Here is an 11,756-nt window from a genome sequence, read left to right on the forward strand (position 1 = left end):
CGCACTCAGCCGGGGACCACACCCGGGCGGCCGTTCTCCACGGCCCACACCGCACGCGTCGAGACCTGACCCCCGCGGGTCTGCACCCGGTCCAGCACCCGGTAGGAGCTGCGCCACTGGTCCGGCGTCACGTCGACGCGGACGTAGCCGCGCTGGTCGTTGACGAACTTCAGCGTCGGCGTCGCCTCCTTCTTGCGCCGGACGTCGTCGGACAGGTCCTGGCCGTCGCCCTTGCTGGTGATCGAGGTCCCGACGAACTCCGAGGCCACCACCGGTGATCCCGGCTGCTCCCAGGAGCGCAGCAGGTCACCGGCGTAGTTCTCGTGCCGGTCCCCGGTGATGACGACGAGGTTGGACACGTGCGCGTCGGCGGCGGCGCCGAGCAGCCGGTTGCGGTCGGCGACGTAGCCGTCCCAGGCGTCGGTGCTCACCGCGACCGGCGGGCCGGGGTCGGAGTCGGTCTGGCCCATCGGGACCTGGTTGCCGAGGACCTTCCAGCGGGCCTGCGAGCGGGTGAGGCCGTCGAGCAGCCACTGTCGTTCCGGGGCGCCGAGGATGGTGCGGCGCTCGTCGAACCGCTCGGTGCAGTCCACCGCGTCGTCGGAGTCGCCGCAGGCCTGGTCGTCGCGGTACTGGCGGGTGTCGAGCATCGTGAACTCGGCGAGCGTGCCGTAGGACAGCCGCCGGTAGAGCCGCATGTCCGGACCCTTGGGCGTCTGCGCGGCCCGCAGCGGCAGGTGCTCGTAGTAGGCGCGGAACGCGTCGGCGCGGCGCTTCCGGAACACCGCCGGGTCGTTGTCCGGCTCGCCGTCGACCTCGGAGATGTCGCCGGCCCAGTTGTTCTCGACCTCGTGGTCGTCGAACACGGCGATCCACGGGAACGCGGCGTGCGCGGCCTGCAGCGGCGCCTCGGACTTGTGCAGCGCATACCGGTTCCGGTAGCCGACGAGCTCGGTCGGCTCGGTGGTCAGCGCACCCGGCGGCGGACCGGAGTCGCGCTTGAGCTTCTTCAGCTCGGACTCGTAGATGTAGTCGCCGAGGAACACGACCAGGTCCAGGTCCTCGCGGACCATGTGGTCGTAGGCGGTGTAGTAGCCGTCCTGCCAGCGCTGGCAGGAGGCGAACGCGAACGCCAGCGCCGCCGGGGTCGCCGACGGCTTCGGCGTGGTGCGGGTGCGCCCGACCGGGGAGACCGCCCCGCCGGGCGCGGCGACGCGGAAACGGTAGAAGTAGCAGCGGTCCGGGGCGAGCCCGCGGACCTCCGGGTGCACCGCGTGCCCCAGCGCCGGGGTGGCGACGACCTGACCGCGCCGCACGATCCGGGTCATCCGCTCGTCGTCGGCGACCTCCCAGAGCACGACGACCGGCCGGTCCGGCATCCCGCCGCGGCCGTCGGCGGCGAACGGCTCCGGCGCGAGCTTCGTCCACAGCACGACCGAGTCCGCCGCCGGGTCACCGGAGGCGACGCCGAGGGTGAAGGGGTTGCCGCCCTTCGCCTCCCGGGGCGCGGCCGCGGCCACGTCCCCCTGCCAGGCCCCGGTGCCGGCGAACACCGCCGCCGCTCCGAGTCCGGCCCAGCCCAGAAAACCGCGGCGCCCGATCGTGGTGGTCATGCCGGGCACGCTGGGTGATCGAACCGTCCGGGTGGTGACGGGCCGGTGGCCGGGCCGCGTACGGGACCCGAACGTTGCACCGCGCACCGGCCCGGGTGGTGACCCGCTGTCCACGACCGGGTCGGCCGGGCGGGCCCGCTGTGGCCCGTCCTAGGGTTCGGCCATGACCCCCGCGAACGACCGCCCGACCGCCGTCGTCACCGGTGCCTCCTCCGGCATCGGTGCCGCCACCGCCCGTCACCTGGCCGGAGCCGGGTTCCACGTCGTCCTCGGTGCGCGGCGGGCCGAGCGCTGCGCGGAGATCGCGACGGAGATCGGCGGGACCGCGCTGTCGCTCGACGTCACCGACGCCGGCTCCGTGCGCGCCTTCGCCGACGCCGTGCCCGAGGCCCGGGTGCTGGTCAACAACGCCGGTGGAGCGAAGGGGCTCGAGCCCGTCGAGCAGGCCGACGAGGACGACTGGCGCTGGATGTGGGAGACCAACGTGCTCGGCACGCTGCGGGTGACCCAGGCGTTCCTGCCGAAGCTGCGTGCCTCCGGCGACGGCCACGTGATCACCGTGACCTCGATCGCCGCGCTGGACTTCTACGACAACGGCGCCGGCTACACCGGCGCCAAGCACGCCCAGGCGATGCTGCACCGCACGCTGCGCGGCGAGCTGCTGGGCGAGCCGATCCGGGTCACCGAGATCTGCCCCGGCATGGTCGAGACCGAGTTCTCCGAGGTCCGTTTCGACGGCGACGCCGAGCGCGCCGCGAAGGTCTATCAGGGCATCACGCCGCTCACGGCCGACGACGTCGCGGACACGATCACCTTCGCCGCGACCCGGCCGTCGCACGTGAACCTGGACCAGATCGTGCTCAAGCCGCGCGCCCAGGCGTCGGGCACCCGGGCGCACCGGGAGTGATCCGGCGCGGGTGACGCCGGAGCACCTGCGCTCAGACGGTGTCCTCGGAGCGGCGGTGCTCGTCGGCGTCGTCGGCGGGCTCGTCGCCGGACACCGCACCGGCGAGCCGCTCCTCGGACTCGGCGAGGATCTCGGCCGCGTCCGGGGCGGTGCCGCGCTCCTCGGGCAGCGGGGTCTCCCGGGCCTCGACCCGGTCGTCGGGGACGTCCTGCGGGCTGGTCATGGCCGGTGCGTACCCGCTGCCGTGGGAACGCACCCTCGCCGAGGACGGTTGGTCAGAGCGCGGACAGCGTCTTCCACTGGTCCCACGGCACCGTCCAGTCCCAGATGTCGCCATCGCGCGGCGCCAGCTTCACCGGGGTGCCGGTGACCTCGACGGGGTCGCCGTAGAGCGCCGAGTCGTAGTAGGCCTCGGCGTCGTCGACCGAGAGGTTCACGCAGCCGTGCGTGACGTTCGACGAGCCCTGCGCGGCCGCCGACTTCGGGTTGGCGTGGATGAACTCGCCGTTGTTGCTCATCCGCACGGCCCACTTCTCGACGGTGTCGTAGTGGTACTGCTCGCTGATCATCCGCTTGTCGGTGAACTTCTCGCTGACGACGTGGATGCCGGATCGGGTGTTGCGCTCCGGGTCGTCGGCGAGGCCGTAGCTGGCCGGGTAGGAGGCGACCTGCTTGCCGCCGCGGAGCACGACCATCCGGAACGAGCGGGTGTCGGCCTTCACGACCTGGGCGCGCCCGATCGTGAACGACGAGGTGAGGTCGTCGGAGACCACGGCGCCGCCACCGAGGTCGACGCCCTTCATCGGCGCGGCGACCTGCACCTTCGTGCCCGCCGGCCAGTACTGCTTCGGCCGCCAGTGCACCCGGGAGCCGCCGTTCTCGTCGGGCAGCCAGCCCCAGGCACCCTCGACCCGCTTCGACGTGGTGACCTTCAGGACCTTCTCGACCGCCGCCCGGTCCTCGACGTGGCGGTCGAACTGGATCTCGATCGGGGCGGCGATCCCGACGGTGCGGCCGTCGCCGATGTTGATCGAGCCGGTGACCAGGTGCGCGGGCTTCGCGGTCACGACGGTGCCCCGCACCGGGGTGGCGGCGCCGTCGCCGCCGACGGCGCGGCCGTGCCAGGTGTAGGTGGTGCCGAAGTCGAGGACCCGGTCGGTGCTGGTCCAGGTGCTGCGGTCCGCGGACAGCTCACCGTCGACGGCGTGGCCGTGCGGGCCGGTCAGCGAGACCTTCTCCAGGGTGCCGTCCGCGGCGTGCACGGAGACGTGCCCGGCCGGGTCGGCCTGCTGCCCGGGCCCCGGGGTGTAGGTGACCTCCGGGCCGGGTGCGGGCGCCGCCTGCGACGGCGCGCTCCGGTTCCCCCCGCCCGGGGACGAGGCCAGCGCGACCGCGCCCACCACTCCGGCGGCGACGAGCACCGTCACCAGCACGATCAACAGCCGTCGCACATGTCCCCCGCACCGTTCTCACCCCGTGTTGCAGGCGATGACGGTACGCGGACCCGGTCCACCCGGACACGGCGTGTCGAGCCGGGTGTGTCGGGCTTGGTGCGTCGGCCCCGGCAGCGGGCTCAGATGCTGCAGCCGACCAGCACGGGCTCGGGCCGCAGCGTCACCCCGAACCGGGCGGCGACGCCGTCGCGGACCTCCCGGGCGAGGCCGAGCAGGTCGGCGGTGCTGCCGCCGCCGCGGTGGGTGAGCGCCAGGACGTGCCGGGTGGACAGTGAGACGTGCCCGCCGGGCCCGGCGTGGCCGCGGCCGAAACCGGCGTTCTGGATCAGCCCGGCGGCCGAGAGCTTGACCTTCCCGTCCCCCGCAGGCCAGGCGGCGAGGCCCTCGACCTGCGGGGCGTCGGCGGCATCGAGGATCGGGTTGGTGAAGAACGAGCCTGCCGACCAGGTGTCGTGGTCGGCGGCGTCGAGGACCATGCCCTTGCCGCGGCGCAGCCCGAGGACGGCCTCGCGGGCCGCGGCCGGGTCGACGCGGCTCTCCGGCTCGACGCCGAGGGTCCGGGCCAGCTCGGCGTAGCGGATCGGGGCCGAGCGGCCGTCGCCGCGGAGCCGGAACCGGACCCGCAGCACGACCGCGTCGTCGTTGCCCTTCAGCACGCTCGTCCGGTAGGCGAGCCCGAGCTGCGAGGCCGGGACGTGCTCGCGGACGGTGCGGGTGCGGCGGTCGTAGAGGTCGACGTCGACGAGCAGGTCCGCGACCTCCACCCCGTACGCGCCGACGTTCTGCACCGGGGTCGCGCCGGTGCGGCCGGGGATGCCGGACAGGCACTCCAGCCCGCCGAGCCCCTCGGCGACGCTCGCGGCGACGACCTCGTCCCAGTCCTCGCCGGCGTCGGCGGTGAGCAGCACGTCGTCGCCGTCGCGGTCGAGCTCGATCCCACGCCCGGCGAGCAGGACGGCGGTGCCGCCGAACCCGGCGTCGGCGACGACGAGGTTCGAGCCCCCGCCGACGAGCAGCACCCGCTCCCCCGCTGCGTCGGCGGCACCGACGGCCTCGACGACGTCGGCGGGCCCCTCGGCCCGGACGATCCGGCGGGCCGGCCCGCCGAGGCGCAGCGTGGTGTGTGCGCTCAGCCGGGGGTCGGTGGAGGTCGTCGCAGGGGAGCTCACACCCGCAACGGTAACCTGCGCGCATGCCGCGCTCGCTCGACCATCGCGCCCCCTTCCCGCACCCCGCCGAGGCCGTGCACCCGGTGCTGACGGGACGCGCGACGATCGAGCGGCGGCTGCAGGAGCTGGGCGGGCCCGGGGCGGCGCTGCTGTCCTACGAGGAGACCGGCGACGGCGTCCGGTACACGCTGCGGCACGGCATCTCCGCCGCCGACCTGCCGTCGGTGGTGTCCTCGCTCGTGCCCGGCGATCTGCGGATCGAGCGCACCGAGGAGTGGCACCCGGCCGGACCGGGTGTCTGGGAGGGTACCGGGACGGTGCAGGTCCACGGCGCACCCGCGTCGGCGACGTCGACGATGCGCCTCACCGACGCCGACGGCGGGTCCGAGGTGACCGTGCACGCCGACGTCACCGTCAAGGTCCCGATCCTCGGCGGCACCATCGAGGAGTCCGTCGCCGGCCAGATCCGGCGCCTGCTCGACGCCGAGGCCGAGTTCACCGCGAAGCAGATCGGCCGATGAGCATGAACGACCGCCGTTACGTCATCACCCTGTCCTGCCCGGACCGCACCGGCATCGTCGCCCGGATCTCGGCGTTCCTGGCCGAGCTGGGCGCCTCGATCACCGAGGCCTCCTACCACGCCGACGCCGACAACCAGGTGTTCTGCACCCGCCAGGTCGTCGACGCCGCGTCGGTGCCGTGCGACGCCGATGAGCTGCGCGCGCGGTTCGCCCCGCTCGCCGAGGAGCTCGGCGGCACCTGGCGGATCTCCGACACCGGCGTCCGCAAGCGGATCGTGCTGCTGGTGACCAAGGACCAGCACTGCCTGCACGACCTGCTCGGGCGGGTGTGGACCGGCGAGCTGCCGGTGGAGATCACCAAGGTGATCGGCAACCACGCGTCGCTGGAGTCGATCGTCGCTGCGCACGGGGTGCCGTTCCACCACGTGCCGTTCCCCGCGCCCGGCGACCCGGCCCGCGAGCAGGGCAAGGTCGCCGCGTTCGAGGAGATCCGCAAGCTGGTCGACGCCGAGGATCCCGACGCCGTCGTCCTGGCCCGGTTCATGCAGATCCTGCCGGCGCACCTGTGCGAGGCCTGGCACGGCCGGGCGATCAACATCCACCACAGCTTCCTGCCGTCGTTCGCCGGGGCCCGGCCGTACCACCAGGCGTACAAGCGCGGGGTGAAGCTGATCGGCGCGACCTGCCACTACGCCACCGCGGACCTCGACGCCGGCCCGATCATCGAGCAGGACGTCATCCGGGTCGACCACGGCGACACCGCCGCCACGATGGTCCGGCGCGGCCGCGACATCGAGCGGCTGGTGCTGGCCCGCGGGCTGCGCTGGCACCTGGAGGACCGGGTGCTGATCGAGGGCAACCGGACGATCGTCTTCCGGTAGCCCCTGATCCGGGCTGCCTGCCGCGGCGACGGAACGGGTGCCCCGTACCCACCCTCCCCGGGCGGAGTCGGCACATGGTGGTGCGCGGTGGTGCGTGCGCGGTCACGTGTACGCGGTGCTGAGCGAAGGTGTGCTCGGTGGAGTCGAACCACCCGCGTTGCTCCTCACGCGCCATCTGTTGACCGGGCTTCACCCGCCGGCCATCGGGCTCGTGCCCGCCCTCCGTCCGGGTACCTGCTTCCCGTTCCGTCGCCGCTACTCCAGCAGCTCGACCGTCCAGTTCGCCTGCTGGACGGCGGTGTCGAGCTCGCGCAGCGTGCGGGCGACGTCGTCGGCCTGCGTGCGCAGCTCCCGCACCGGCAGCGCGGCGAAGTCCCGCAGCTCCGAGCGGAGCTGGCGGTGGTGGACGCCGTGCCGCCCGGCCGCGGCGTCGGCGGCGCCGACCAGCAGCGAGTGCCGCAGGCGCAGGACGTCGCGGCGGGCCAGCGCGTCGGTGAGCGTGCCGTGCTCACCGAGCGGGGTCTCGGCGTTGGTCCGGTTGATCCGCCGGATCAGGTCCTCCAGCTCGTCGAGCACCTCGCCGGCCTCGGTCAGCAGCGCGCCCGCGTCCTCGGACGGTTCCTCGCCCTCCTGGTACCGCGCGTTCGCGGCGATCCGCGACCGCAGCTGCTCGACGCGCCGCTGGGCGTCCGCCCGCAGCGCCAGTGCCTCAGCCACCTTCATGGACGACGACGATAGGTCCCGGTCGCCCGTTGTCGCACAGGGTTTTCGCGAGCTACCCCAACACACGGCGGCGCCCGCCCCGCGTGCTCGCGGGACGGGCGCCGTGCGTGTCGTGGCCGGTCAGGCCGCGTGCTGCTCGACCGGCTCCAGGGCGATCTCGAGGGCGTCGGCGACGTCGGCGACCGGGTGCACCCGCAGCTCCGCGCGCACCGACTCCGGGACCTCGTCCAGGTCGGGCTCGTTGCGCTTCGGGATGATCACGTCGGTCAGCCCCGCCCGGTGCGCGGCGAGCAGCTTCTGCTTCACTCCGCCGATCGGGAGGACCTTGCCCTGCAGCGTGACCTCACCGGTCATGCCGACGCTCGACCGCACCGGGCGGCCGGAGGCCAGCGAGGCCAGCGCCGTGGTCATGGTGACGCCGGCCGACGGCCCGTCCTTCGGGACCGCGCCCGCCGGGACGTGCACGTGCAGCTTGCGCGAGGCTAGGTCCCCGGCGAGCCCCTTGGACCGCAGGTAGGACAGGGCGATCGACACGGACTCGGTCATCACCTCGCCCAGCTGCCCGGTGATCTGCAGGCCGGGGTCGCCGTCCATCGCGGTGGCCTCGATGAACAACACGTCGCCGCCGGCCCCGGTCACCGCCAGCCCGGTCGCGACGCCCGGCACCGACGTCCGCTCCGCCGTCTCCGGCGTGAACTTCGGCCGGCCCAGGTACGCGACGAGGGTGTTGGCATCGACGTGCACCGGCCGCTGCGCGGTGTCCCCATCGGTGCCGGTCTCGGTGCCGGTGTCGGTCCCGGTGTCGAGCTGCACCGCGACCTTGCGCAGCACCTTGGCCAGGCCCCGCTCCAGCTGCCGCACACCCGCCTCCCGGGTGTACTCGGCGGCGATCATCGACAGCGCGACGTCGGTGAACTCGACATCGCCCGGCTCCAGCCCGGCCTTCTCGATCTGCCGCGGGAGCAGGTGGTCGCGCGCGATCGCGACCTTCTCCTGCTCGGTGTAGCCGTCCAGCGAGACGATCTCCATCCGGTCGGCCAGCGGGCCGGGAACGGCGGAGAAGTCGTTCGCCGTCGCCAAAAACAGCACGTTCGACAGGTCCAGGTCGACGTCGAGGTAGTGGTCGCGGAACGTGTGGTTCTGCGCCGGGTCGAGCACCTCGAGCAGCGCCGCGGTCGGGTCGCCGCGGAAGTCGCTGCCGACCTTGTCGATCTCGTCGAGCAGGACGACCGGGTTCATCGAGCCGGACTCGCGGATGGCGCGGACGATGCGCCCGGGCAGCGCGCCGACGTAGGTCCGCCGGTGGCCGCGGATCTCCGCCTCGTCCCGGACACCGCCCAGCGCGACCCGGACGAACTTGCGTCCCAGCGCGCGGGCGACCGACTCCCCCAGCGATGTCTTGCCGACGCCGGGCGGACCGACCAGCGACAGCACCGCGCCGGAGCCGCGGCCGCCGATGGTGCCGGTGCCGAGCCGGTCGCGTCGTGCGCGCACGGCCAGGAACTCGATCAGGCGCTCCTTGACGTCGTCGAGACCGGCGTGGTCGGCGTCGAGAATCCGGCGGGCCTCGGCGAGGTCGGTGGAGTCCTCGGTCGTCGTGGTCCACGGGATGTCGAGGACGGTGTCGAGCCAGGTCCGGATCCAGCCGGACTCCGGGCTCTGGTCCGAGGCGCGTTCGAGCTTGCCGACCTCGGCCAGCGCGGCCTTGCGGACGCCGTCGGGCAGGTCGGCGGCCTCGACCTTGGCGCGGTAGTCGTCGTCGGCGCCGTCCGGGTCGTCCTCGCCGAGCTCCTTGCGGATCGCGGCGAGCTGCTGGCGCAGCAGGAACTCGCGCTGCTGGCGCTCCATGCCCTCGCGGACGTCGTTGGAGATCTTCTCGGAGACCTCCTGCTCGGCGAGGTGTTCCTTGGTGCGCTCGAGCAGCTTCTCCAGCCGCGCGGTCACGTCGGTCTCGGCAAGCAGCTCGGCCTTGACCGCGACGTCCAGCCAGGACGCCCACCCGGCCAGGTCGGCCAGCGTCGACGGGTCGGTGGTCTGCTGCACCGAGTCGACGACCTGCCAGGCGCCCCGCTGCTGCAGGATGCCGACGACCAGGGCCTTGTACTCGGCGGCCAGCTCGCGGGTGCGGCCGGTCGGCTCGGACTCGGCGACCGGCTCGGCGGCCACCCACAGGGCGGCGCCGGGCCCGGAGACGCCGGACCCGATGCGGGCGCGGCGCTCACCGCGCACGACGGCGGCCTCGTGCCCGTCGGGCAGCCGGCCGATCTGCTCGATGACGGCCACGGTGCCGACGGAGCCGTAGCTCCCGTCGAGCCGCGGGACGACGAGTACGCGGCGCTCGGGCTCGATGCCCGCGTCGGAGCCGCTCCCGGCGGTGCCGGTCGCGGACGGGCCCGTCGCGGCGAGGTCGGCCGCGGCGGGGTCCGCCGCGGAGGAATCGGTGGAGTCGGTGTCGGGGGAAGAGGGGTCGGTAGCGGCCGCGACGGCCGCGTCCACGGCCGCGCGGGTGTCCGGCTGGTCCAGCCGGACCGGGATCACCATGCCGGGAAGAACCACCGCGTCGTCGAGCGGCAGGACCGGCAACGTCAGCGCGTCACTCATGACGGCTGCAACGCTTACACCATTACACCGCTTCCGGGTGTTCGCTCAGGGCGAACTACCAGCGGGGACCGCCACCCTGGACCTCGACGACGGCGGGCTTCACGTCGACCAGATACACCATCACCGCGACCACCGAGGCCAGCCAGAACATGGCCCCGCCCGACAGCGGCCCCTTCGTGATGACCAGCAGCAGCAGCGCGACACCGGTGATGCCGAGCCAGGCGTTCTTCGTCAGCTTCCCGGCCGCGGTGAACGCATCGGCGCGCTGGCGCAGGGCGTGCAGGAACGCGTAACCACCGACCGGCAGCAGCACGATCCAGATGGCGGTGACGACGTACTGGTCGAGGTACTGGAGCTGCACGTCGCCAGAGTACGGGCAGCGGGGACGCCGGTCACCCCGACTCCGGCGATCCGGACTCCGCCGCCCACGCCGCCCACCCCGGACACGCCGGAACCCCCGCCGGCGGGAGGTCGGCGGGGGTTCCGTGGAGTGTGTGACGAGTCCGGGCGGAGCGCCCGGACCGGCTCACTTCTGCGTCGTGGTCCGGCGGGCAGCCGGCTTGCGCGTGGTGCTCGTGCCGGTCTTCGACGCCGAGCTGGTGCGCTTGGCGGCCGGCTTCGAGCCGGACTTCGGCGCGGTGCGCGCGGCGGCCTTGCGGGTGGTGCTGCGGGTCGCGTGGGCGACCTCGTCACCGGCCTCGTCGATGGCCTCGGCGGCCTCCTTGGACACCTCGGTCACGGCCTCGGCGGCCTGACCGGCGGCGTCCTGGGCGCGACGGGCGGCCTTCTCGCCGACCGAGCGGGTCTGGGTGGTGACGACGCCGAGCGCCTTCTCCGCCGCGTCGTGGGTGTCGTCCACGAACTCGTCGACGCGGGCGTCGAACTTCTCGGTCAGGTCCTCGACCGTGGCGATGGCCTGCTTGACCTGCGGCTGCTTGCGGATCTTGCCCCAGGCCTTCTCGCCGCGCTGGGCGAAGCCGACGTAGACGCCCTCGGCCTCGGAGCGGAACTCCTCGGCCTGCTTGCGCAGGTTCTCCGAGGACAGCTTCTCGCGCAGGTCGCGGACGTCCTGCGGCAGCTCCTGCACGCGGGTCTGGACCTCCTCGGCGCGCTTGGTGGCGTTGGTGCGCGCCTCGGTGACCGCCTTGGTGACGGTGTTGTAGGCGTAGTCGCCGACGCCGAGCACGGCCATCAGCGGGGTGCGGGCGGCCTCGGCCTGCTCCGCGGTCTGCTCACGCAGCTTGCGGACGTCGGCACTGGTCGGGAGGTTCACGGCCATGGTGATCACTTCCTCGTCTCGTTCGATGGCTCTTCGGTGCTGGTCGGCCCGGTGCTGACCGCATCGGTGCCGATCGGGAGACCGTTCTCCCGGCGGAACGACTCGTAGACGTCGAGCAGTACGCGTTTCTGCCGCTCGTTGAGGTCCGGATCGGTGAGCACGGCGTCGGTGACCCGGCCCGCGGGACGCTCCTCGAGGATGCCCGCGCGGACGTAGAGGGCCTCGGCGGAGATCCGCAGACCACGTGCGATCTGCTGCAGGATCTCGGCGGACGGCTTGCGCAGCCCGCGCTCCACCTGACTCAGGTAGGGGTTGCTCACCCCGGCCGTACGGGCCAGCTGCCGCATCGAGACCTGGGCGGCCTCGCGCTGGGCGCGGATGTAGGACCCGATGTCCTCCACCGCGTTGCCCACGGCCTGCTGGGCATGGCCGACCACCTGACCGACATGGTCCACGGCGGCCTGTCCGACCCGCTCGGAGGTCTCCGCGGACGGTGTGTCGCCCTGGGGCTTCTTCTCACCGGGCATTCCGCGTCACCTCCGATCGGTCCGTTCCTTCGCTACGTCCCCGACCGTACGGACAGGTGCTAACTCCTGCAAGCGCCCGGG

12 protein-coding genes are annotated in these 11,756 nt (G+C 73.3%); 3 read left to right on the forward strand and 9 right to left on the reverse strand.

The window, feature by feature from the left end:
- Positions 1-5: 5 nt before the first annotated feature.
- Positions 6-1,613, reverse strand: coding sequence for an alkaline phosphatase D family protein (locus ACLE50_RS17735; protein WP_410944681.1), 1,608 nt, complete (start codon positions 1,611-1,613; stop codon positions 6-8).
- 163 nt (positions 1,614-1,776) lie between these two features.
- On the opposite strand from ACLE50_RS17735, the gene ACLE50_RS17740 reads away from it, so the two are divergent.
- Positions 1,777-2,520: an SDR family NAD(P)-dependent oxidoreductase gene (locus tag ACLE50_RS17740; RefSeq protein WP_410944682.1), complete on the forward strand. Its 744-nt coding sequence runs from the start codon at positions 1,777-1,779 to the stop codon at positions 2,518-2,520.
- Positions 2,521-2,551: 31 nt separating this feature from the next.
- Here the strand turns inward: ACLE50_RS17740 and ACLE50_RS17745 are convergent, their stop codons facing one another.
- The 3 genes from ACLE50_RS17745 to ACLE50_RS17755 all read right to left on the reverse strand — a co-directional run bounded on the left by ACLE50_RS17745 (position 2,552) and on the right by ACLE50_RS17755 (position 5,143).
- Positions 2,552-2,743 (reverse strand): hypothetical protein, encoded by a 192-nt coding sequence (locus ACLE50_RS17745; protein WP_410944683.1) that lies wholly within the window; start codon positions 2,741-2,743, stop codon positions 2,552-2,554.
- A gap of 52 nt (positions 2,744-2,795) precedes the next feature.
- Complete coding sequence (locus ACLE50_RS17750) at positions 2,796-3,971, reverse strand: L,D-transpeptidase (protein ID WP_410944684.1); 1,176 nt, start codon at positions 3,969-3,971, stop codon at positions 2,796-2,798.
- A gap of 122 nt (positions 3,972-4,093) precedes the next feature.
- Positions 4,094-5,143, reverse strand: coding sequence for a UDP-N-acetylmuramate dehydrogenase (locus ACLE50_RS17755; RefSeq protein ID WP_410944685.1), 1,050 nt, complete (start codon positions 5,141-5,143; stop codon positions 4,094-4,096).
- 23 nt (positions 5,144-5,166) lie between these two features.
- On the opposite strand from ACLE50_RS17755, the gene ACLE50_RS17760 reads away from it, so the two are divergent.
- Positions 5,167-5,664 carry a DUF2505 domain-containing protein gene (locus tag ACLE50_RS17760; protein WP_410944686.1) on the forward strand — a complete coding sequence of 166 codons (498 nt, stop codon included), beginning with the start codon at positions 5,167-5,169 and terminating at the stop codon, positions 5,662-5,664.
- Positions 5,661-6,545 (forward strand): formyltetrahydrofolate deformylase, encoded by an 885-nt coding sequence (gene purU, locus ACLE50_RS17765; protein WP_410944687.1) that lies wholly within the window; start codon positions 5,661-5,663, stop codon positions 6,543-6,545. The genes ACLE50_RS17760 and purU overlap by 4 nt, the downstream gene beginning before the upstream one ends.
- A 255-nt stretch (positions 6,546-6,800) precedes the next feature.
- Here purU and ACLE50_RS17770 read toward each other — a convergent pair whose 3' ends face one another.
- From ACLE50_RS17770 to ACLE50_RS17790, 5 genes are all read right to left on the reverse strand, one after another.
- Positions 6,801-7,268, reverse strand: a complete 468-nt coding sequence (locus ACLE50_RS17770; protein WP_410944688.1) for a DIP1984 family protein — start codon at positions 7,266-7,268, stop codon at positions 6,801-6,803.
- 120 nt (positions 7,269-7,388) lie between these two features.
- The gene (gene lon, locus ACLE50_RS17775) at positions 7,389-9,869 is read right to left on the reverse strand and encodes an endopeptidase La (protein WP_410944689.1); all 2,481 of its coding nucleotides are present in this window, start codon (positions 9,867-9,869) and stop codon (positions 7,389-7,391) included.
- Positions 9,870-9,924: 55 nt separating this feature from the next.
- The gene (locus ACLE50_RS17780; RefSeq protein ID WP_410944690.1) at positions 9,925-10,230 is read right to left on the reverse strand and encodes a DUF2516 family protein; all 306 of its coding nucleotides are present in this window, start codon (positions 10,228-10,230) and stop codon (positions 9,925-9,927) included.
- A 165-nt stretch (positions 10,231-10,395) separates the two neighbouring features.
- Positions 10,396-11,148: a hypothetical protein gene (locus ACLE50_RS17785; protein ID WP_410944691.1), complete on the reverse strand. Its 753-nt coding sequence runs from the start codon at positions 11,146-11,148 to the stop codon at positions 10,396-10,398.
- 5 nt (positions 11,149-11,153) lie between these two features.
- Complete coding sequence (locus ACLE50_RS17790; RefSeq protein WP_410944692.1) at positions 11,154-11,675, reverse strand: helix-turn-helix domain-containing protein; 522 nt, start codon at positions 11,673-11,675, stop codon at positions 11,154-11,156.
- Between the last annotated feature and the right edge of the window lie 81 nt (positions 11,676-11,756).

It is taken from the genome of Pseudonocardia phyllosphaerae, from assembly GCF_046546475.1.
Lineage (GTDB): Bacteria > Actinomycetota > Actinomycetes > Mycobacteriales > Pseudonocardiaceae > Pseudonocardia > Pseudonocardia phyllosphaerae.

Excerpts from the sequence above, each read along its gene's own strand:
- ACLE50_RS17790 (WP_410944692.1), bottom strand. The coding sequence starts at position 11,675 with ATGCCCGGTGAGAAGAAGCCCCAGGGCGACACACCGTCCGCGGAGACC.
- ACLE50_RS17740 (WP_410944682.1), top strand. The coding sequence starts at position 1,777 with ATGACCCCCGCGAACGACCGCCCGACCGCCGTCGTCACCGGTGCCTCC.
- lon (WP_410944689.1), bottom strand. The coding sequence starts at position 9,869 with ATGAGTGACGCGCTGACGTTGCCGGTCCTGCCGCTCGACGACGCGGTG.
- ACLE50_RS17770 (WP_410944688.1), bottom strand. The coding sequence starts at position 7,268 with ATGAAGGTGGCTGAGGCACTGGCGCTGCGGGCGGACGCCCAGCGGCGC.
- ACLE50_RS17745 (WP_410944683.1), bottom strand. The coding sequence starts at position 2,743 with ATGACCAGCCCGCAGGACGTCCCCGACGACCGGGTCGAGGCCCGGGAG.
- ACLE50_RS17785 (WP_410944691.1), bottom strand. The coding sequence starts at position 11,148 with ATGGCCGTGAACCTCCCGACCAGTGCCGACGTCCGCAAGCTGCGTGAG.
- ACLE50_RS17760 (WP_410944686.1), top strand. The coding sequence starts at position 5,167 with ATGCCGCGCTCGCTCGACCATCGCGCCCCCTTCCCGCACCCCGCCGAG.
- purU (WP_410944687.1), top strand. The coding sequence starts at position 5,661 with ATGAGCATGAACGACCGCCGTTACGTCATCACCCTGTCCTGCCCGGAC.
- ACLE50_RS17735 (WP_410944681.1), bottom strand. The coding sequence starts at position 1,613 with ATGACCACCACGATCGGGCGCCGCGGTTTTCTGGGCTGGGCCGGACTC.